Here is a 19,690-nt window from a genome sequence, read left to right as displayed (position 1 = left end):
GTCAGGCAATGAATACGACAGTTTAGCCGCAACCGCCCGCGCGCAGAAACACGAAGGCCGGGTTTCCCCGGCCTTCGTGCTGTCGACGGTGTCATCTCCGCGCTTACTTGCTGCGCTTCATGGAGTCGAAGAACTCGTCGTTGGTCTTGGTCTGCTTGAGCTTGTCGAGGAGGAACTCGATGGCGGAGATTTCATCCATCGGGTGCAGGATCTTGCGCAGGATCCACATGCGCTGCAGCTCTTCCTCACCGGTCAGCAACTCTTCGCGGCGGGTGCCGGAGCGGTTGATGTTGATCGCCGGGAAGACGCGCTTCTCGGAAATCTTGCGGTCGAGGATCAGCTCCATGTTGCCGGTGCCCTTGAACTCCTCGTAGATCACCTCGTCCATCTTCGAGCCGGTCTCGATCAGCGCAGTGGCGAGGATGGTCAGCGAACCGCCTTCCTCGATGTTGCGCGCGGCGCCGAAGAAGCGCTTGGGCTTTTCCAGGGCGTGGGCGTCGACACCACCGGTGAGGACCTTGCCGGAGCTCGGGATCACGGTGTTATAGGCGCGCGCCAGACGGGTGATGGAGTCGAGCAGGATGATCACGTCCTTCTTGTGCTCGACCAGGCGCTTGGCCTTCTCGATCACCATCTCGGCAACCTGCACGTGGCGGGTCGGCGGCTCGTCGAAGGTCGAGGCGACCACTTCGCCGCGCACGGTGCGCTGCATCTCGGTCACTTCTTCCGGACGCTCGTCGATCAGCAGGACGATCAGGTGGCATTCGGGATTGTTGCGGGTGATGTTGGCCGCGATGTTCTGCAGCATGATCGTCTTGCCCGCTTTCGGCGGGGCGACGATCAGGCCGCGCTGGCCCTTGCCGATCGGCGAGCAGAGGTCGATCACCCGGCCGGTGAGGTCTTCCGTGGAGCCGTTGCCGGCTTCCATGGTCAGGCGCTTGGTGGGGAACAGCGGGGTCAGGTTCTCGAAGAGAATCTTGTTCTTGGCGTTTTCCGGACGATCGAAGTTGATCGAGTCGACCTTCAGCAGCGCGAAGTAGCGCTCGCCCTCTTTCGGCGGTCGAATCTTGCCGATGATGGTGTCGCCGGTGCGCAGGTTGAACCGGCGGATCTGGCTGGGCGAGACGTAGATGTCATCCGGGCCGGCCAGATAGGAAGAGTCGGCGGAACGCAGGAAGCCGAAGCCATCCTGGAGAATCTCCAGCACGCCATCGCCGGAGATTTCCTCGCCGCTTTTCGCGTGCTTTTTCAGCAATGCGAAGATGATGTCCTGTTTGCGCGAACGAGCCATGTTTTCCAGGCCCATGGCGTCGGACATTTCCAGCAATTCGGCAATCGGCTTTTGCTTGAGTTCGGTCAGATTCATATGAAAGGGGACGTAGAAAGAGGAATTAGGGAACAAGCGTTGAGCTTGAAGAGCCGTGCCGCAGAGTGACGGACAGGATCGCTTGGAATTCGAATTGGAGTGCGTCGGCGACGGCTTGCAGGGGACAACGTATCAACGTTGCGCGAAGGACTGTATCACCGCGATTTGGCCGGCGTCTAGGGGGCCGGAAAGAAAAAAGCCCCGCTATTTACGGGGCTTTTGCCGAACGTCAAGTTCAGATATTGCTGTCGAGGAAGGCCGCCAGTTGCGACTTCGACAGGGCGCCGACCTTGGTCGCTTCGACATTGCCGCCCTTGAACAGCATCAGGGTCGGAATGCCGCGCACACCGTACTTCGGCGGGGTGTCCTGGTTTTCGTCGATGTTCAGCTTGCAGACTTTCAGCTTGCCCTGATAGTCCTTGGCGATCTCGTCGAGCACCGGCGCGATCATCTTGCACGGGCCGCACCATTCAGCCCAGTAGTCCACCAGCACAGGACCATCGGCCTTGAGAACGTCCTGCTCGAAGCTGGCATCGGTGACGTTGACGATATGTTCGCTCATGAATTCTCTCCGTGGATCGGATTCGGACAAAAAAGTGACCGCCATCATAGCCCGCCTTGGCCCCCACCGAAAGGCGCAGGCGATTGAGTCTGCCTATCGTCAGCGAGGCGGCTGCCAATCGGAAACCAGACTGTAATTTGGCTGCCACCGCCTATCATGGCAGGATGTCGAAGTTATTTTCCGGACTTTCCCACCATGCCCCATACCCCTGCGAAGGCCTTCCCGCTGATCGCCGCCCTTGACCTCGGCTCCAACAGTTTCCACATGGTCCTGGCCAAGGCCGATCACGGCGAAGTCCGCATCCTTGAACGGTTTGGCGAGAAGGTCCAGCTGGCCGCCGGCATCGACGAGGAGCGCAATCTCAGCGAAGAAGCCATGCAGCGCGGCTTCGATTGCCTGAAGCGTTTCGCCCAGTTCATCAACGGCATGCCGCCGGGCTCGGTGCGGGTGGTCGGCACCAACGCCCTGCGCGAGGCGCGCAACCGCGCCGAGTTCATCCGCCGCGCCGAACCCATCCTCGGCCACCCGGTGGAAGTCATCTCCGGCCGCGAGGAGGCACGCCTGATCTATCTCGGCGTCTCCCACACCCTGCCGGATACCGCGGGCCGCCGCCTGGTCACCGACATCGGCGGTGGCAGCACCGAGTTCATCGTCGGCCAGCGCTTCGAGTCGCAACTGCGCGAAAGCCTGCAGATGGGCTGCGTCAGCTATACCCAGCGCTACTTCAAGGACGGCAAGATCACTCCGGCACGCTACGCCCAGGCCTATACCGCGGCGCGCCTGGAGCTGATGGCCATCGAGAACAGCCTGCGCCGCCTCGGCTGGGATGAAGCGGTCGGCGCCTCCGGCACCATCCGCTCGGTGTGCCTGGCGATCCAGGCCGGCGGCCACGGCAACGGTGAGATCAACCCGGAAGGCCTGGCCTGGCTGAAGCGCAAGATCTTCAAGCTGGGCGAGGTGGAAAAGCTCGATATCGAGGGCATCAAGCCCGACCGCCGGCCGATCTTCCCGGCCGGCCTGGCTATCGTCGAGGCGCTGTTCGACGCCCTCGAACTGACCCGCCTGGCCCACTCCGAAGGCGCCCTGCGTGAAGGCGTGCTCTACGATCTGCTCGGCCGCCACCACCACGAGGACGTCCGCGAACGCACCATCGGCGCCCTCATGGAGCGCTACCACGTCGACGCGGAACAGGCCGCGCGCGTCGAGGCTAAGGCGCTCAAGACCCTGGAACAGGTCGCCGACGCCTGGGACCTGAAGGACGACTGGCACCGCGAACTGCTGGTCTGGGGCTCGCGGGTGCATGAGCTCGGCCTCGACATCGCCCACTACCACTACCACAAGCACGGCGCCTACCTGATCGAGCACTCCGACCTGGCCGGCTTCTCGCGCCAGGACCAGCTGACCCTGGCGCTGCTGGTGCGCGGCCACCGGCGCAACATCCCGGCCGACCGCTTCAACGAACTGGGCGACGAAGGCGACAAGCTGATCCGCCTGTGCATCGTGCTGCGCTTCGCCATCCTCTTCCACCACATCCGCGGCCACCAGCAGATGCCTTCGGTGACCCTGAAGTGCGCGGCGAAGAGCCTGGATATCCGCTTCCCGGACGGCTGGCTGGCGACCAACCCGCTGACCCGCGCCGACTTCGAACAGGAAGCCGGGTGGCTGAAGCGGGTCGGCTACCAGCTCAGTGTGAGCTGAGGCAGCTTCTACGGGCTGCAATGCCCACCGTAGGTTGGTGCTGAGCAACGCGAAGCCCAACATCGCCATCGTTGGGCTTCACTGCGTTCAGCACCAACCTACGCGGGTTATGGCCCAGCCACGCCCTGCGTAGGAGCAACTGTCTTGCCACCGAGGGTGCTTTTTGTAGGGTGGACAACGCGAAGCTTGTCCACCGCCCCGTCGCACCGCGCTTGATGGTGGAAAAGGCTTCGCCGTTTTCCACCCTACGTTCTGCACGAGCGAACCGTAGGGCCATGCCCGCGACAGATCTGGCGCTCCAAACGAAAAGGCCCTGACGCATTCGCGCCAGGGCCTTTTCATTGCAGCCGAACAACCGGTCAGTGCGAATTGATCACCGGCGTGCACAGCCGCTCCAGCAGCATCGCCTGCGCGTTGCGCGGGTTCTGGTTGCCGCTCGGCGCCTGCCGCTGGTAGCTGCCGTCGGCCTGCAGGGTCCAGGCCTGGGTGTTGTCCGCCAGGTAAAGCTCCAGCTCCTTCTTCACCCGCTGCACCAGCCTCTTGCCTTCCACCGGGAAACAGGTCTCGACGCGCATGTCGAGGTTGCGCTCCATCCAGTCGGCGCTGGAGAGGAACAGCTTCTCGTCGCCGCCGTTGAGGAAGTAGTAGATGCGGCTGTGTTCGAGGAAGCGGCCGATGATCGAGCGCACCTGGATGTTGTGCGAGACGCCCGGCACGCCCGGACGCAGGCAGCACATGCCGCGAACCACCAGGTCGATCTTCACGCCGGCCTGGCTGGCCTTGTACAGCGCGCGGATGACCTTGGCGTCGGTCAGCGAGTTGACCTTGGCCATGATCTGCGCCGGCTTGCCCTCGGCGGCCTGGGCCGCTTCGCGGTTGATCATTTCCAGCAGGTTCTTCTTCAGGGTGAACGGCGCATGCAGCAGCTTCTTCATGCGCAGCGTCTTGCCCATGCCGATCAGCTGGTTGAACAGCTTGTGCAGGTCCTCGCAGAGCGCCACGTCGGCGGTCAGCAGGCTGTAGTCGGTGTACAGGCGGGCGTTGCCGGCGTGGTAGTTGCCGGTGCCGAGGTGCGCGTAGCGGCGCAGTTCGCCGTCCTCGCGGCGGAGGATGAGCATCATCTTGGCGTGGGTCTTGAAGCCGACCACGCCGTAGATCACCACCGCGCCGGCCTGCTGCAGGCGGCTGGCGAGCTGCAGGTTGGATTCCTCGTCGAAACGCGCACGCAGTTCGATCACCGCGGTGACTTCCTTGCCGTTGCGCGCCGCTTCAACCAGTGCGTCGACGATCTCCGAGTTGGCCCCGGAACGGTACAGCGTCTGCTTGATCGCCAGCACGTTGGGGTCCTTCGCGGCCTGGCGCAGCAGGTCGATCACCGGGGTGAAGGACTCGAACGGGTGCAGCAGCAGAACGTCGAGCTTGGCCAGCACGCCGAAGAGGTTTTCCTTCTTCTGCAGCAGCTTGGGAATGGTCGGGGTGAACGGCGGGTTCTGCAGCTCGGGGTGGCTGGCCAGGCCGGTGACGCTGAACAGACGGGTCAGGTTGACCGGCCCGCTGACCTTGTACAGCTCGCTCTCGGCCAGGCCGAACTGCTTGAGCAGGTAGTCGGACAGCTGCGCCGGGCAGGTGTCCACCACTTCCAGGCGCACCGCGTCGCCGTAGCGGCGGGAGAACAGCTCGCCACGCAGCGCGCGGGCCAGGTCCTCGACGTCCTCGGCGTCCACCGAGAGGTCGGCGTTACGGGTCAGGCGGAACTGGTAGCAGCCCTTCACCTTCATGCCGGGGAACAGGTCGTCGGCATGGGCATGGATCATCGAGGAAAGGAACACATAGTTGTCGCCGGCGCCGCCAACGTCTTCCGGCAGGCGGATGATCCGCGGCAGCGAACGCGGCGCCGGGATGATCGCCAGGCCGGAGTCGCGGCCGAAGGCGTCCATCCCTTCCAGCTCGACCACGAAGTTCAGGCTCTTGTTCACCAGCAGCGGGAACGGGTGGGTCGGGTCGAGGCCGATCGGCGTGATGATCGGCGCGATCTCGTCGCGGAAGAAGCGCCGCACCCAGGCCTTGATCTTCGGCGTCCAGTAGCGCCGGCGGATGAAGCGCACGTCGTGCTTGGCCAGTTCCGGCAGCAGGATGTCGTTGAGGATGCTGTACTGGCGGGCGACCTGGACATGCACCTGCTCGCTGATCCGCGCCAGCGCCTGGTGCGGCAGCAGGCCGTCGGCGCCGGCCTGTTCGCGGGCGAAGGCGATCTGCTTCTTCAGGCCGGCGACGCGGATCTCGAAGAATTCGTCGAGGTTGCTGGAGAAGATCAGCAGGAACTTCAACCGCTCCAGCAACGGGTAGGACTCATCCAGCGCCTGTTCCAGCACGCGGATGTTGAACTGCATCTGCGACAGCTCGCGATGAATATAGAGGGCACTGTCGTCGACGTTGATCGCCGGCGCGACGACCGTTTCCGCCACCACGGGCGGGGCAACCGGTTCCAGCGTGGCTGGATCGGGAACGACGGTCACAGTGGGTTCGGCTTCGAGTACTTCGGTTTCGCTAAGGCCTTCGGTATTCATCGCAAGTCTCGTCGTTGGGGGGTTACCCCCCCTTTTTCAGTTGTTCTGCCGCGCGTTTGGCGAAGTAGGTCAGGATGCCATCAGCGCCGGCGCGTTTGAAGGCCAGCAGCGACTCGAGGATCACCGCCTCGCTCAGCCAGCCGTTCTGGATCGCCGCCATGTGCATCGCGTATTCGCCACTGACCTGGTAGACAAAGGTCGGCGCGCGGAATTCATCCTTGGCCCGGCGGACGATGTCCAGGTAGGGCATGCCCGGCTTGACCATGACCATGTCGGCCCCCTCGGCGAGGTCGGCGGCGATCTCGTGCAGCGCCTCGTCGCTGTTGGCCGGGTCCATCTGGTAGGTGGCCTTGTTGCCCTTGCCGAGGTTGGCGGCCGAGCCGACCGCATCGCGGAACGGGCCGTAGTAGGCGCTGGCGTATTTGGCCGAGTAGGCCATGATGCGCACGTTGGTGTGGCCGGTGGACTCCAGCGCCTCACGGATGGCGCCGATGCGGCCGTCCATCATGTCCGACGGCGCCACCACCTGGGCACCGGCCTCGGCGTGGGACAGCGCCTGCTTGACCAGCACGTCGACCGACTCGTCGTTCATGACGTAGCCGTTCTCGTCGAGGATGCCGTCCTGGCCATGGCTGGTGAACGGATCGAGCGCCACGTCGGTGATGATCCCCAGTTCCGGGAAGCGCTCGCGCAGGGCGCGGGTGGCGCGCTGGGCGATGCCGTCCGGGTTGTAGGCTTCGGCGCCATCGAGGGATTTCTTCTCCAGCGGAGTCACCGGGAACAGCGCCAGCGCCGGAATGCCCAGTTCCACCAGCGCCTCGGCTTCCTTCAGCAGCAGGTCGATGGACAGGCGCTCGACGCCCGGCATCGACGCCACGCTCTCGCGCTGGTTCTTGCCGTCGAGGACGAACACCGGAAGGATCAGATCGTTCACCGTCAGCACGTTCTCGCGCACCAGACGGCGGGAGAATTCATCGCGACGGTTGCGCCGCAGGCGAGTGAAGGGGAAGGCGCGTTCGGCAGAAATGAAACTCACGGTGTTCTCCAGGGCCCGGCAACCAGGCGCAGTCTGACAGTTATAAAGTGGAATTATGACCGATAGGTTACACTCGGTAACAGTGACCCGGAGTCACGCCTACACGCTTCTACGAATGTACTTGTAGGGAAATGGATGATCAGATGACCGGGCTCATCTGAATGAACATTCGCACACGCGCCGAGCCTTCCCCCATGGCGTCAATGGGGGTAGGCTGCGCGTTCATTTTGCTGCGTTGCCTCCATAATGCTTCAACAATTCCTGCAGGACTTCGGCTACCTGGCGCTGTTTCTCGGCACCTTCTTCGAAGGCGAGACCATTCTGGTGCTGGCCGGATTCCTCGCCTTTCGTGGCTACATGCAGCTTGAATGGGTCATCGCGGTCGCCTTCCTCGGCAGCTATGCCGGCGACCAGCTCTGGTACTTCCTCGGCCGCCGTCATGGGCGCAAGCTGCTCGCGCGCAAGCCGCGCTGGCAGAAGATGGGCGACAAGGCGCTGGACCACGTGCGCCGCCATCCCGACCTGTGGGTGCTGAGCTTCCGCTTCGTCTATGGCCTGCGCACGGTGATGCCGGTCGCCATCGGCCTGTCCGGCTATCCGCCGCTCCGCTACCTGCTGCTCAACGGCCTCGGCGCCATCGTCTGGGCCGCCGCGCTCGGCGGCGCCGCCTACACCTTCGGCAGTGTGCTGGAAGGCATCCTCGGCAACATCAAGAAATACGAACTGATGGTGCTCGGCGGCTTCATCGTCGTCGGCCTGCTGCTCTGGCTGCGCCGCCGCATCAAGAACAGTCGCAACAACAACTGACGGCCAGCCGGATGTTCCAGTGGTTCGGCACATGGCCGAATCGTTATGCTTGGACCAAGGCCTGACCGCCCAGTCCTTTTCAAGGCATGACCCCAAGGAGCAATCCATGCACAAGAAAGTTGCCGTCATCCTCTCCGGCAGCGGCGTCTTCGACGGCGCAGAAATCCACGAAAGCGTGATCGCCCTGCTGCGCCTCAGCCAGCGCGGCGCCGATGTCCAGTGCTTCGCGCCGAACATCGCCCAGCATCACGTGATCAACCACCTGACCGGCGAGGAAATGCCGGAAACCCGCAATGTTCTGGTGGAGGCGGCACGCATCGCCCGCGGCGCGATCAAGGATCTGCGCGAGGCGAAGGTGGAAGATTTCGATGCGCTGATCGTTCCCGGCGGCTTCGGCGCCGCGAAGAACCTCTGCGACTTCGCCTTCAACGGCGACCAGTGCGCGGTGCAGCCCGACCTGCTGGCGCTGGCCCAGGCCTTCGCCGCGGCGCACAAGCCGGTCGGCCTGATCTGCATCGCTCCGGCCATGGCTCCGCGCATCTACGGCCAGGGCATCGAATGCACCATCGGCAACGATGCCGACACCGCTGCGGCGCTGACCCGCATGGGTGCCAAGCATGTCGAGTGCACGGTGGAAGACATCGTCGAGGATGCCCACCACAAGCTGGTGACCACCCCGGCCTACATGCTCGCCCAGTCGATCGCCGAGGCCGCTTCGGGCATCAACAAGCTGGTCGACCGCGTTCTCGAACTGGCCTGACCGGCCACGGCACGGGTGGAGTCGTCGCGACTCCACCCTGCCGGATGGCGCGCTTCAGTTCGGCAGCGGCTGCGCCGGCGCGCGGCGATAGGCCCAGACCATCAGGGCGATGCCGCCGAGGATCATCGGCACGCAGAGCACCTGTCCCATGGTCAGCCAGCCCCAGGCGAGGTAGCCGAGCTGGGCGTCCGGCACGCGGACGAACTCGACGATGAAGCGGAAGATCCCATAGCACAGCACGAACAGGCCGGACACCGAAGCGGTCGGCCGCGGCTTGCGGGTGAACAGCCAGAGGATGACGAACAGCGCCACGCCTTCCAGCGCGAACTGGTAGAGCTGCGACGGATGACGCGGCAGGTCGCCGCCGGTGGGGAACACCATTGCCCACGGCACGTCGGTTACCTTGCCCCACAGCTCGGCGTTGATGAAGTTGCCGATGCGCCCGGCGCCCAGGCCGATCGGCACCAGCGGGGCGATGAAGTCCATCAGCTGGAAGAAGCTCTTGTTGTTGCGCCTGCCGAACCACCAGACCGCCAGGATCACGCCGAGCAGGCCTCCGTGGAACGACATGCCGCCCTTCCATACTTCGAGGATCAGCGTCGGATTGGCGATGTATTCCTCCAGGTTGTAGAACAGCACGTAGCCCAGCCGCCCGCCGAGCACCACGCCGCAGGCCACCCAGAACACCAGGTCGGAGAGCTTCTCCTTGCTCCAGGTCGGGTCGAAGCGCTTCAGCTGGCGCGATGCCAGCAGCCAGGCACCGCCGATGCCGATCAGGTACATCAGTCCGTACCAGTGAATTTTCAGGGGACCCAGCGATATCGCCACGGGGTCGATCTGGGGATAAGGCAACATGCGCTTCTCCTAGCGACTCAAATCAGGAAACTCAGGCCTATGCAGAACAGCAGCAGGGCGAACAGGCGCTTCAGCACTCTCGGCGGCAGGCGATGGGCCAGCCGCGCGCCAATACGGGCGAAGAACATGCTGGTGGTGGCGATGCCGACCAGCGCCGGCAGGTAGACGAAGCCGAAGCTCAGTTCCGGCAGCTGCGCGTTGTGCCAGCCGACGGCGATGAACGATAGCGCACCGGAGATGGCGATCGGCAGCCCGCAAGCCGCCGAAGTCGCAACCGCTTGTTGCATGGGCACGCCGCGCCAGGACAGGAACGGCACGGTCAGCGAACCGCCGCCGATGCCGAAGATCGCCGAAGCCCAACCGACCACGCCGCCGGCGACGCCAAGCCCGGCCTTGCCCGGCAGTCCCTTGGTCGCCTTCGGCTGCAGGCCCAGGGACATCTGCAGCGACACGAGGATGGCGAAGGTGCCGATGATCTTCTGCAGGACCGGCCCCTGGATCTGCGCCGCGGTCAGCGCGCCGAGGGCGCTGCCGGCGAGGATGCCGATAGTCATCCAGATGAATACCGGCCAGCGCACCGCGCCGCGGCGATGGTGTTCGAGGATGGAATTGACCGACGTGAAGACGATGGTCGCCAGCGAAGTGCCCACCGCCATCTGCGTCAGCACGTCGGGGGAGAAGCCATGGGCGGTGAAGCTGTAGACCAGCACCGGCACGATGATCAGGCCACCGCCGACGCCGAACAGCCCGGCGAGCACGCCGGCGCAGGCGCCGAGCACTAGGTAGAGCAGGAACTCCATGGTCAACCTCGGGCGAAGAAAGGCGGCATGGTAGCGGAAGCCAATGGGTCGCTCCAGTTGCTCCGGGCCGCCAAGGGCTTGGTAGACTCAGGCCAGACCAAGGAGTTTCCCATGTGCCTGATCGTTTTCGCCTGGCGCCCCGGGCATCCCACGCCGCTCGTGGTAGCGGCCAACCGCGATGAATTCTATGCCCGCCCCACCCTGCCGCTGGCGGCCTGGGAAGAGGCTGCGGACGTCTATGCGGGACGCGACCTGGAGGCCGGCGGCACCTGGCTGGGCATCGCTCCCGGCGGACGCTTCGCCGCCCTGACCAACGTCCGCGACCCGGGTCAGCCGGTGGGCCTGCGCTCCCGTGGCGAACTGGTCGCCGGCTTCCTGCGCGGGCGCGAGGCGCCGCTGGAGTACCTGCACCACGTCCAGCGCCGGGCCAGCGAGTATTCCGGCTTCAACCTGCTGGTCGGCGACGCCCGGCAACTCTGCTACTTCAATCCACGCATCGGCTTGCCCCGAGAACTGGAGCCTGGCGTCCACGGCCTGTCCAATGCCGCGCTGGACACGCCCTGGCCGAAGCTGCAACGCGCCCGCGCCGCCCTCGGCGAGACCTTGGCAGCGCCGAACGCGGAAAGCCTGCTCGCACTATTGGCGGACACCCACCAGCCGGAAGACGAGCGTCTTCCGGAAACCGGCGTGGGCCTGGCCACCGAGCGCCTGCTGTCGAGCGTGTTCATCGCCAGCCAGAACTACGGCACCCGCGCCAGCACGGCGCTGATCGTCCAAGCGGACGGGCGGCGGGAAATCGTGGAACGCAGCTTCGGCCCCTGCGGAGCGCATCTGGGCGAGGTGCGGTTGTTGGTTTGAGTGCTGCCGAATGGCGCCTCTACGGGCATACGTAGGTTGGTGCTGAACGCAGTGAAGCCCAACGATGGCGATGTTGGGCTTCGCGTTGCTCAGCGCCAACCTACAGTGGGCATTGCAGCCCGTAGGAGCAACTGTCTTGCATCGTCATGATGCTTCCCCCTCACCCTAACCCTCTCCCTCAGGTAGAGGGGACTGTCCGGAGTTGCCGGCTGGCATGGTGTACCACCTCACACCGTCGCGCCCCCTCTCCCTCCGGGAGAGGGTTGGGGTGAGGGGATCGCAACGCCGGAGTATCCGTAGGGGCCATGCCCGCGAAATACCGGCACCGCCGATTCGCGCGCATGGCGCGCTCCTACAGGGAACCGCGAGAAAGAGTGTTCCGAGCCCCCACAGGGACTGGCTCAGGCCTGGACGGCCGCCGCCGGGTTGATCACCCGGCCGAGGCCCATGTTGCGCAGGGCCAGGTGCAGCGTACTGTGGATAACCTGCGGGTTGTCGAAGGTCATCAGCTCGGCGAGCAGTTCCTTGGCGCGGGCCAGGGTGATCTGCCGCAGCAGCCACTTCACCTTCGGCAGGTTGGTGGCGTTCATCGACAGCGAGTCGAAGCCCATCGCCATCAGCAGCACCGCGGCCGCCGGGTCGCCGGCCATCTCGCCGCAGATGCTCACCGGCTTGCCTTCGGCGTGGGAGTCGTCGACCACCTTCTTCAGCGCCTGCAGCACCGCCGGGTGCAGGTAGTCGTAGAGGTCGGCGACGCGCGGGTTGTTGCGGTCCACCGCCAGCAGGTACTGGGTCAGGTCGTTGGAGCCGACCGAGACGAAGTCCACCTGCCGCGCCAGTTCGCGGGTCTGGTACACGGCGGCGGGGATCTCCACCATCATGCCGATCGGCGGCATGGGGATATCCACGCCCTCGTCGCGCACTTCGCCCCAGGCACGGTGGATCAGGTGCAGCGCCTCTTCCAGTTCGTGGGTGCCGGAAATCATCGGCAGCAGGATGCGCAGGTTGTCCAGCCCTTCGCTGGACTTGAGCATGGCGCGGGTCTGCACCAGGAAGATTTCCGGGTGGTCGAGGGTGACGCGGATGCCGCGCCAGCCGAGGAAGGGGTTCTCTTCCTTGATCGGGAAGTAGGACAGCGCCTTGTCACCGCCGATATCCAGGGTGCGCATGGTCACCGGCAGCGGATGGAAGGCGGTGAGCTGCTCGCGGTAGATCGCCAGCTGCTCCTTTTCGCTGGGGAAGCGGTCGTTGATCATGAACGGCACTTCCGTGCGGTACAGGCCGACCCCTTCGGCGCCGCGCTCCTGGGCGCGGGCGACGTCCGCCAGCAGGCCGGTGTTGACCCACAGCGGCATGCGGTGGCCGTCCAGCGTCTCGCAGGGCAGCTCGCGCAGGGCGGCGAGGCCCTTGCTCAGCTCCTTTTCTTCGGCGACCACGTCGCCATATTGCTTGACCAGCTGCGGCGACGGGTTGGTGTAGATTTCGCCATGGTAGCCGTCGACGATCAGGTCGATGCCGTCGACCTTGGAATACGGCAGGTCGACCGCGCCCATCACCGTCGGAATGCCCATGGCGCGGGCAAGAATCGCGACGTGGGAGTTGCCCGACCCCAGCACCGAGATCAGGCCGGCGAGCTTGCCCTCCGGCACCTCGCCGAGCATGGCTGGCGAAAGCTCCTCGCTGACGATGATGGTCTGGTCCGGATAGGTCAGGGTCTGCTGCCGCTCTTCCTGCAGATAGGCGAGGATGCGCCGGCCGATGTCCTTGACGTCGGCGGCACGCTCGCGCAGGTAGGCGTCGTCCATCAGCTCGAAGCGCTTGACGTGCTCCATCACCACCTGGCGCAGGGCGCCCTGGGCCCACTGGCCGGTGCGGATGACGCGCTTCACTTCGAGGCCGATGGAGGCGTCGTCGAGCATCATCAGGTAGACGTCGAAAAGCGCGCGTTCTTCCTTGCGCAACTGGGTGGCAAGCTTCTTGGAAAGGTTGCGCATGTCCTCGCGCACCGATTCCAGCGCCTGCTTGAACAGCTCGACCTCGGCCTCGACGTCGTCGATCGGCTTGTCCGGCACCACTTCCAGATCGGCCGGCGGCAGCACCACCACCGCCTTGCCCACGGCAACGCCGGGCGCGCCGGGCACGCCGACGAACCTGGCTTCGGAAATACCCTTGCCGAGTTTGCCCAGGCCCCGGATCGAGCCGGTCGCCTCGGCGTGGGCGATAACCCCGGCGAGCTGCGCGCTCATCGTGACCAGGAAAGCTTCCTCGCCTTCGTCGAACTGGCGCTTTTCCTTCTGCTGGACGACAAGAACACCCATCACCCGGCGATGGTGGATGATCGGCGCACCGAGGAAGGAGGCGTAGCGTTCCTCGCCGGTTTCGGCGAAGTAGCGGTAGCGGGGGTGTTCGGAGGCGTTTTCCAGGTTGAGCGGTTCTTCGCGGCTGCCGACCAGGCCGACCAGGCCCTCGTTCGGCGCCATGCTCACCTTGCCGATGGAACGCTTGTTCAGACCCTCGGTCGCCATCAGCACGAAGCGGTTGGTCTCCACGTCGTGCAGGTAGACCGAACACACCTGGGTACCCATGGCCTCCTTCACGCGCTGCACGATGATGCCCAGCGCCGCCTTGAGATCCTTGGCGGAGTTCACTTCCTGGACGATCTTGCGCAGCGTGTTGAGCATGGCTCGGGGTCTAACTCCTTGATCTATGATCGCTAGTCGAGCGCCAACAGGCGCGGCGCCAGTTCCTTCAGGGCACGCCGATAGACTTCGCGCTTGAAGGTAACCACCTGTCCCAGCGGATACCAGTAACTTACCCAGCGCCAGCCGTCGAACTCCGGCTTGCCGGTCACATCCATGCGCACCCGGTTTTCATCGCCGGTCAGGCGCAACAGGAACCACTTCTGCTTCTGGCCGATGCACAGCGGCTGGCTGTTGGTTCGCACCAGCCGTTGCGGCAGTCGGTAACGCAGCCAGCCCCGAGTGCAGGCAAGGATCTCCACATCCTGCTCTTCAAGGCCAATTTCTTCGTTCAACTCACGGAACAGCGCCTGCTCGGGAGTTTCCCGGGGGTTGATGCCGCCCTGCGGAAACTGCCAGGCGTCCTGGTTGATGCGCCGTGCCCACAGCACCTGCCCTGCCTCGTTGGACAGGATGATGCCGACATTCGGGCGAAAACCATCGGAATCGATCACGACTGGGCATCCTCGAAATCGCATGTGCACGCATTGTTCCACAAAGCCTGTTACAGCGGCAACGCAAGGCGCGGCGTCATGTGCAGGGCGTCCAAAAGCCGTTACTCTAGGCGTTTTTTCGGCATTGGCAATTGGCGGTAAATCATCGTGCGACTGGCTCTCTTCGATCTCGACAACACCCTCCTGGCCGGCGACAGCGACCATAGCTGGGGCGAATGGCTGTGCCATCGCGGGCTGGTCGACGCCGCCGAATACCAGGCGCGCAACGATGCCTTCTATGCCGACTACGTGGCCGGCAAGCTGGACGTGATCGCCTACCAGGACTTCACCCAGGCCATCCTCGGCCGCAACTCGATGGAGCAACTGGCACGCTGGCATGCCCAGTTCATGCAGGAGGTGATCGAGCCGATCATCCTGGAACAGGGCGAGGTGCTGCTGGAGAAACACCGCGCGGCCGGCGACAAGCTGGTGATCATCACCGCCACCAACCGCTTCATCACCGGGCCGATCGCCGCGCGCCTGGGCGTCGACACCCTGCTCGCCACCGAGTGCGAAATGGCCGATGGCCGCTACACCGGGCGTACCACCGACATCCCCTGCTACCAGGCCGGCAAGGTGACGCGCCTGAACCGCTGGCTGGAAGAAACCGGTCTTGGCCTGGAAGGCAGCTACTTCTATAGCGACTCGCGCAACGACCTGCCGCTGCTGGAAGCGGTGGCCCACCCGGTCGCCGTCGATCCGGACAACCACCTGCGCGCCGTCGCCACGGAACGCGGCTGGCCGGTGATATCCCTACGCGATTGATTTGTGGTTGGCGCTGATGATTTGTAGGTTAGCGCTGAGCTTGCGAAGCCCAACATCTCGTGATGGCGGATACGGTTGTTGGGCTTCGCAGGCTCAGCCGCAACCTACATTGGCTTGGCGATCATCATCCAGAGGATGACGAACATCGTCAGCAAGGCCAGGACGAAGAACGCCAGGCCGAACTTCAGATCGCGGCTCGCCTGCGCCGCCAGCGGTTCGCCGCTGCCCTGGGCGGCCAGGGCCTGGCGGCGGATGCGCCACAGGCGGCTGGTGAACAGCAGCCAGAAGATCGTCGCGAGAATCAGCAGGCAGGCGCTGCCCAGCAGCCAGGTCTGACCCAGCGGCCAGCCGGTCATGTGCACCAGATGCCAGCCGGTCACCGGCAGGCTCAGCACGCTGCCGCCGACCAGCACCCAACCGATCAAACCGATACGCTGGAACGCCTTGGCGATGCCGCCGGCGTCGCCGCGCCGCCAGGTGCGCCAGCCATACCAGGCCAGCCCGATCACCGCCAGGAACAGCAGTACCACCGCCGCGCCATGCAGGATTCGGAAAGTCTGAAATGTGTCCATCTTCTGCGTCCCTGTGATAACGCCCCGATCCCTAGAGGCTAGTTGAAGCCCGCGCCAGCGCGGGCTCCGGACAGCCCCGTCAGCCGAGGAACAGCCGGTAGGCCTGGTTGTCGCTCTCGTCCCAGTACGGGTAGCCGATCTCTTCCAGCGCTTCCGCCACCAGGTGCCGCTCATCTTCCGGCACCTGCAGGCCGGCCACCACGCGGCCGTCGGCGGCGCCGTGGTTGCGGTAGTGGAACATGCTGATGTTCCAGCGCCCGCCGAGCTTGTTGAGGAAGTTGAACAGCGCACCCGGCCGCTCGGGGAACTCGAAGCGGAAGATCATCTCGTCGCTGACCCACGCCGCGCGGCCGCCGACCATGTGTCGGATGTGCAGCTTGGCCAGTTCGTTGTCGGTCAGGTCGACCACCGGGAAACCCTGCTCGCGCAACTGCTCGACCAGAACCTCGCGCGGGTCGTTCTCCGGATGGGTCTGCACGCCGACGAAGATGTGCGCTTCCTGGGCGGTGTTGTAGCGGTAGTTGAACTCGGTGATCTGGCGCTTGCCGATCGCCTCGCAGAAGGTCTTGAAGCTGCCCGGCTGCTCGGGGATGGTCACCGCGATGATCGCCTCGCGCTTCTCGCCCAGCTCGGCACGCTCGGCGACGTGGCGCAGGCGGTCGAAGTTGATGTTGGCGCCGGAGTCGATCGCCACCAGGGTCTGGCCGCGGACGTTCTCGCGCTCGACGTACCTCTTGATCCCGGCCACGGCCAGCGCGCCGGCCGGTTCGGTGATCGAGCGGGTATCGTCGTAGATATCCTTGATTGCCGCGCAGATCTCGTCGGTGCTGACGGTGATCACCTCGTCGACATATTTCTTGCAGACGTCGAAGGTGTGCTGGCCGATCTGCGCCACCGCCACGCCATCGGCGAACAGTCCGACCTGGCCGAGCACCACCCGCTCACCGGCATCCATCGCGGCCTGCAGGCAGTTCGAATCGTCCGGCTCGACGCCGATCACCTTCACCTCGGGGCGCAGGTACTTGACGTAGGCGGCGATGCCGGCGATCAGCCCGCCGCCGCCGACCGGCACGAAGATGGCGTCCAGGCGGCCGGGATGCTGGCGGAGAATCTCCATCGCCACGGTGCCCTGGCCGGCGATCACGTCCGGATCGTCGTACGGATGGATGTAGACGTAGCCCTTTTCCTCCACCAGCTTCAGCGAATGCGCCAGCGCCTCGGGGAAGGCGTCGCCGTGCAGCAGGGCATGGCCGCCGCGTGCGCGTACGCCAGCGACCTTCAGTTCCGGAGTGGTCCGCGGCATCACGATGGTCGCCTTGATCCCCAGCTCGCGCGCCGCCAGCGCCACGCCCTGGGCATGGTTGCCGGCGGAGGCGGTGACCACGCCACGCGCCAGCTCCTCGGGAGAAAGCTGCGCCATCTTGTTGTAGGCGCCGCGAATCTTGAAGGAGAACACCGGCTGCAGGTCCTCGCGCTTGAGCAGGACCTGGTTGCCCAGACGCTCGGAGAGCTGGCGGGCCGATTGCAGGGGGGTTTCCTCGGCGACGTCGTAGACGCGCGAGGTGAGGATCTTCTTGACGTACTGTTCGAGCATGGCGATTTCGCTGGCGATCTGGCGGGAAGCAGGGAGTCTAACCCAACAAATTCGACCATTGGTTGGCGAATCAACTTTTGCCCCGGGTCCGCCGCTATAATTCGCCCTTTCTGCCATCCGCCCGGAAACTCTCCATGAATCAGGATCAGCTCAAGCAGGCCGTCGCCCAGGCCGCCGTCGACCACATTCTTCCGCACCTCGACAGCAAGAGCATCGTCGGCGTCGGCACCGGCTCCACCGCCAACTTCTTCATCGACCTGCTGGCCAAACACAAGGCCGAATTCGATGGCGCCGTGGCCAGCTCGGAAGCTACCGCCCAGCGCCTGAAGGCCCATGGCATTCCGGTGTACGACCTGAACACCGTGAGCGAACTGGAGTTCTACGTCGACGGCGCCGACGAGACCAACGAGCGCCTGGAGCTGATCAAGGGCGGCGGCGCCGCGCTGACCCGCGAGAAGATCGTCGCCGCGGTGGCCAAGTCGTTCATCTGCATCGCCGACGCCAGCAAGCTGGTGCCGATCCTCGGCACCTTCCCGCTGCCGGTGGAAGTGATCCCGATGGCGCGCAGCCATGTCGCCCGCGAACTGGTCAAGCTGGGTGGCGATCCGGTGTATCGCGAGCACGTACTGACCGACAACGGCAACATCATCCTCGACGTGCACAACCTGCGCATCGACAGCCCGACCAAGCTGGAAGAACAGATCAACAACATCGTCGGCGTGGTCACCAACGGCCTGTTCGCCGCCCGCCCGGCCGACCTGCTGCTGCTCGGCACCGCCGAGGGAGTGAAGCAACTGCGCGCCTGAGCTAACGCCGGTATAGCCCCTGCAGGAGCGCGCCATGCGCGCGAAAAGGCTCTTCGCGGGCATGGCCCGCTCCTACGGCGCAGGGCGTCTACGCTTATGGGGTCATCCCTACCCGCACGGAGCAGCGACATGGCCGGTAAATTCCACCTGAAGAAGGCCAGCGACGGCCAATTCCACTTCAACCTGCACGCCAGCAATGGCGAGATCATCCTTACCAGCGAGCTGTACAAGGCCAAGCCCTCGGCGCTCGACGGCATCGAGTCGGTGCGCAAGAACTCGCAACGCGAAGGCGCGTTCGAGGTGAAGGCCGCCGCCAACGGCAAGTTCCATTTCGTCCTCAAGGCCACCAACGGCCAGGTGGTCGGCCAGAGCCAGTTGTACGCCAGCCAGGCCAACGCCGAAGCGGGCGTGGCCGCCGTGCAGCGCTATGCGCCGGATGCGGGAGTCAGTGACGAGACCTGAGCGTCCTGATCATTTCTGCAGCTCGGGTTTCCGGAACACGTAGAACAGGTTGGGCTCGCTGACCAGGTACAGCGCGCCCGCCTCGTCCATCGCCACGCCCTCGGCCTGCGGCACGCTGCGCTCCAGGCCCTGCATGCCGCCCAGCAGCGACAGGGTGCTGATCGGCTTGCCGTCGACGTCCAGCTCCACCACCAGCCGCGACTCGTCGGACAGCGCCAGCAGATGGCCGCTGCGTTCGTCGTACTGCAGGCTGGAGAGATCGCGGACGAACAGCCGGCGGTCGCGCTTGGGGTCGTCCAGCACGTGCACAGCGAATGGCTTGTCCGCCTGGGTGTGCGGGAAGCCGCGGATTTCGTAGATACGCACCGGATCGCGCTCCTTGGCGACGAACAGCCGGCGCTCGGCGGCGTCGAAGGCCAGCCCCTCGAAGCCCTTGTTGCCGCTCAGGCCGATGCCAAGGGACAACTGCTCGCCGTCGGCAGCATCGATGAAGGAGGTCAGGTCGTCGACGTGGACGCGGATCAGCCGCTGCTCCCGCTCGTCGCTGATGACGTAGCTGCCCGGGCCGATGTACTCGATGGCCTCCGGATCGCCGAAGCCGGTCAGCGGAATCTTGCGCAGCAGGCGGCCATCCAGGGACAACTCGATGATCTGCGCCGGCTGGTTGGTGACGCTGAACAGGCTGTGCCGGTCGGGGTCGTAGGTCAGCGCCGAGACATCGTCATCCAGCCCTTCGATTTCCTTCCCCTCGATCACCACACGGTAGTCCGGCAGCCAGATGGAGCGCTCGCGCCAGCTTTCCGCATGGCGCCACTCGCGCACGGCAAACCAGCCGCGCTCGTAGACCCGGAATTGCTGGCCGAGCCAGGCCAGGGCCGCCAGCACGATCAGCAGGACTATCAACAGCAGGCGAAAGAACGTCAGGCGCGGCATGGTCGGCTCGAACAGGG

At 64.9% G+C, this 19,690-nt stretch carries 18 protein-coding genes; 7 read left to right on the top strand and 11 right to left on the bottom strand.

What is annotated here, in order from left to right:
• Window positions 1-103: 103 nt before the first annotated feature.
• Window positions 104-1,366: a transcription termination factor Rho gene (rho, locus tag JFY56_RS21900; protein WP_208316268.1), complete on the bottom strand. Its 1,263-nt coding sequence runs from the start codon at window positions 1,364-1,366 to the stop codon at window positions 104-106.
• A gap of 235 nt (window positions 1,367-1,601) precedes the next feature.
• Window positions 1,602-1,928: a thioredoxin TrxA gene (trxA, locus tag JFY56_RS21895; RefSeq protein ID WP_084313849.1), complete on the bottom strand. Its 327-nt coding sequence runs from the start codon at window positions 1,926-1,928 to the stop codon at window positions 1,602-1,604.
• Between the two features lie 195 nt (window positions 1,929-2,123).
• Here trxA and ppx point away from each other — a divergent pair, with 195 nt between their 5' ends.
• A complete protein-coding gene (gene ppx, locus JFY56_RS21890) occupies window positions 2,124-3,626 on the top strand; it encodes an exopolyphosphatase (RefSeq protein ID WP_208316267.1) in 1,503 nt (500 codons plus the stop codon).
• Between the two features lie 359 nt (window positions 3,627-3,985).
• Here the strand turns inward: ppx and ppk1 are convergent, their stop codons facing one another.
• Window positions 3,986-6,193, bottom strand: a complete 2,208-nt coding sequence (gene ppk1 / locus JFY56_RS21885) for a polyphosphate kinase 1 (protein ID WP_208316266.1) — start codon at window positions 6,191-6,193, stop codon at window positions 3,986-3,988.
• A 22-nt stretch (window positions 6,194-6,215) separates the two neighbouring features.
• On the bottom strand, window positions 6,216-7,229 hold the full coding sequence (gene hemB / locus JFY56_RS21880; RefSeq protein WP_208316265.1) for a porphobilinogen synthase: 1,014 nt from the start codon (window positions 7,227-7,229) through the stop codon (window positions 6,216-6,218).
• Between the two features lie 243 nt (window positions 7,230-7,472).
• On the opposite strand from hemB, the gene JFY56_RS21875 reads away from it, so the two are divergent.
• On the top strand, window positions 7,473-8,036 hold the full coding sequence (locus JFY56_RS21875; RefSeq protein WP_208316423.1) for a DedA family protein: 564 nt from the start codon (window positions 7,473-7,475) through the stop codon (window positions 8,034-8,036).
• A gap of 106 nt (window positions 8,037-8,142) precedes the next feature.
• On the top strand, window positions 8,143-8,796 hold the full coding sequence (gene elbB, locus JFY56_RS21870) for an isoprenoid biosynthesis glyoxalase ElbB (RefSeq protein ID WP_208316264.1): 654 nt from the start codon (window positions 8,143-8,145) through the stop codon (window positions 8,794-8,796).
• Window positions 8,797-8,850: 54 nt separating this feature from the next.
• Here the strand turns inward: elbB and lgt are convergent, their stop codons facing one another.
• Both lgt and JFY56_RS21860 read right to left on the bottom strand, forming a co-directional pair.
• The gene (gene lgt, locus JFY56_RS21865; RefSeq protein WP_208316263.1) at window positions 8,851-9,651 is read right to left on the bottom strand and encodes a prolipoprotein diacylglyceryl transferase; all 801 of its coding nucleotides are present in this window, start codon (window positions 9,649-9,651) and stop codon (window positions 8,851-8,853) included.
• A gap of 17 nt (window positions 9,652-9,668) precedes the next feature.
• The gene (locus tag JFY56_RS21860; protein WP_208316262.1) at window positions 9,669-10,451 is read right to left on the bottom strand and encodes a sulfite exporter TauE/SafE family protein; all 783 of its coding nucleotides are present in this window, start codon (window positions 10,449-10,451) and stop codon (window positions 9,669-9,671) included.
• A 111-nt stretch (window positions 10,452-10,562) separates the two neighbouring features.
• Between JFY56_RS21860 and JFY56_RS21855 the strand changes: the two genes are divergently transcribed.
• Window positions 10,563-11,309, top strand: a complete 747-nt coding sequence (locus JFY56_RS21855; protein WP_208316261.1) for an NRDE family protein — start codon at window positions 10,563-10,565, stop codon at window positions 11,307-11,309.
• 401 nt (window positions 11,310-11,710) lie between these two features.
• On the opposite strand, the gene ptsP is transcribed toward JFY56_RS21855, so the two are convergent.
• Both ptsP and JFY56_RS21845 read right to left on the bottom strand, forming a co-directional pair.
• Window positions 11,711-13,990 carry a phosphoenolpyruvate--protein phosphotransferase gene (gene ptsP, locus JFY56_RS21850; RefSeq protein WP_208316260.1) on the bottom strand — a complete coding sequence of 760 codons (2,280 nt, stop codon included), beginning with the start codon at window positions 13,988-13,990 and terminating at the stop codon, window positions 11,711-11,713.
• 32 nt (window positions 13,991-14,022) lie between these two features.
• On the bottom strand, window positions 14,023-14,502 hold the full coding sequence (locus JFY56_RS21845) for an RNA pyrophosphohydrolase (RefSeq protein WP_208316259.1): 480 nt from the start codon (window positions 14,500-14,502) through the stop codon (window positions 14,023-14,025).
• 147 nt (window positions 14,503-14,649) lie between these two features.
• On the opposite strand from JFY56_RS21845, the gene JFY56_RS21840 reads away from it, so the two are divergent.
• Window positions 14,650-15,306 carry a histidinol-phosphatase gene (locus tag JFY56_RS21840; protein WP_208316258.1) on the top strand — a complete coding sequence of 219 codons (657 nt, stop codon included), beginning with the start codon at window positions 14,650-14,652 and terminating at the stop codon, window positions 15,304-15,306.
• 104 nt (window positions 15,307-15,410) lie between these two features.
• Here JFY56_RS21840 and JFY56_RS21835 read toward each other — a convergent pair whose 3' ends face one another.
• Both JFY56_RS21835 and ilvA read right to left on the bottom strand, forming a co-directional pair.
• Window positions 15,411-15,878: a DUF2269 domain-containing protein gene (locus tag JFY56_RS21835; RefSeq protein WP_208316257.1), complete on the bottom strand. Its 468-nt coding sequence runs from the start codon at window positions 15,876-15,878 to the stop codon at window positions 15,411-15,413.
• 79 nt (window positions 15,879-15,957) lie between these two features.
• A complete protein-coding gene (ilvA, locus tag JFY56_RS21830) occupies window positions 15,958-17,490 on the bottom strand; it encodes a threonine ammonia-lyase, biosynthetic (protein WP_328824951.1) in 1,533 nt (510 codons plus the stop codon).
• 116 nt (window positions 17,491-17,606) lie between these two features.
• Between ilvA and rpiA the strand changes: the two genes are divergently transcribed.
• Both rpiA and JFY56_RS21820 read left to right on the top strand, forming a co-directional pair.
• A complete protein-coding gene (gene rpiA / locus JFY56_RS21825) occupies window positions 17,607-18,278 on the top strand; it encodes a ribose-5-phosphate isomerase RpiA (protein ID WP_208316256.1) in 672 nt (223 codons plus the stop codon).
• Window positions 18,279-18,407: 129 nt separating this feature from the next.
• On the top strand, window positions 18,408-18,740 hold the full coding sequence (locus JFY56_RS21820; RefSeq protein ID WP_208316255.1) for a YegP family protein: 333 nt from the start codon (window positions 18,408-18,410) through the stop codon (window positions 18,738-18,740).
• Between the two features lie 9 nt (window positions 18,741-18,749).
• Here JFY56_RS21820 and JFY56_RS21815 read toward each other — a convergent pair whose 3' ends face one another.
• Window positions 18,750-19,673, bottom strand: coding sequence for an SdiA-regulated domain-containing protein (locus JFY56_RS21815; RefSeq protein WP_208316254.1), 924 nt, complete (start codon window positions 19,671-19,673; stop codon window positions 18,750-18,752).
• Window positions 19,674-19,690 lie beyond the last annotated feature (17 nt).

This window comes from Pseudomonas schmalbachii (genome assembly GCF_017589465.1).
Lineage (GTDB): Bacteria > Pseudomonadota > Gammaproteobacteria > Pseudomonadales > Pseudomonadaceae > Pseudomonas > Pseudomonas schmalbachii.
The sequence above is the reverse complement of the archived record's forward strand: the minus strand, read 5'-3'. Positions and strand labels throughout refer to the sequence as shown.

Coding starts and splice junctions, on each gene's coding strand:
- ppk1 (WP_208316266.1), bottom strand. CDS start 6,193: ATGAATACCGAAGGCCTTAGCGAAACCGAAGTACTCGAAGCCGAACCC.
- JFY56_RS21860 (WP_208316262.1), bottom strand. CDS start 10,451: ATGGAGTTCCTGCTCTACCTAGTGCTCGGCGCCTGCGCCGGCGTGCTC.
- rpiA (WP_208316256.1), top strand. CDS start 17,607: ATGAATCAGGATCAGCTCAAGCAGGCCGTCGCCCAGGCCGCCGTCGAC.
- trxA (WP_084313849.1), bottom strand. CDS start 1,928: ATGAGCGAACATATCGTCAACGTCACCGATGCCAGCTTCGAGCAGGAC.
- JFY56_RS21815 (WP_208316254.1), bottom strand. CDS start 19,673: ATGCCGCGCCTGACGTTCTTTCGCCTGCTGTTGATAGTCCTGCTGATC.
- ppx (WP_208316267.1), top strand. CDS start 2,124: ATGCCCCATACCCCTGCGAAGGCCTTCCCGCTGATCGCCGCCCTTGAC.
- JFY56_RS21855 (WP_208316261.1), top strand. CDS start 10,563: ATGTGCCTGATCGTTTTCGCCTGGCGCCCCGGGCATCCCACGCCGCTC.
- elbB (WP_208316264.1), top strand. CDS start 8,143: ATGCACAAGAAAGTTGCCGTCATCCTCTCCGGCAGCGGCGTCTTCGAC.
- JFY56_RS21820 (WP_208316255.1), top strand. CDS start 18,408: ATGGCCGGTAAATTCCACCTGAAGAAGGCCAGCGACGGCCAATTCCAC.
- lgt (WP_208316263.1), bottom strand. CDS start 9,651: ATGTTGCCTTATCCCCAGATCGACCCCGTGGCGATATCGCTGGGTCCC.
- rho (WP_208316268.1), bottom strand. CDS start 1,366: ATGAATCTGACCGAACTCAAGCAAAAGCCGATTGCCGAATTGCTGGAA.
- ptsP (WP_208316260.1), bottom strand. CDS start 13,990: ATGCTCAACACGCTGCGCAAGATCGTCCAGGAAGTGAACTCCGCCAAG.
- JFY56_RS21835 (WP_208316257.1), bottom strand. CDS start 15,878: ATGGACACATTTCAGACTTTCCGAATCCTGCATGGCGCGGCGGTGGTA.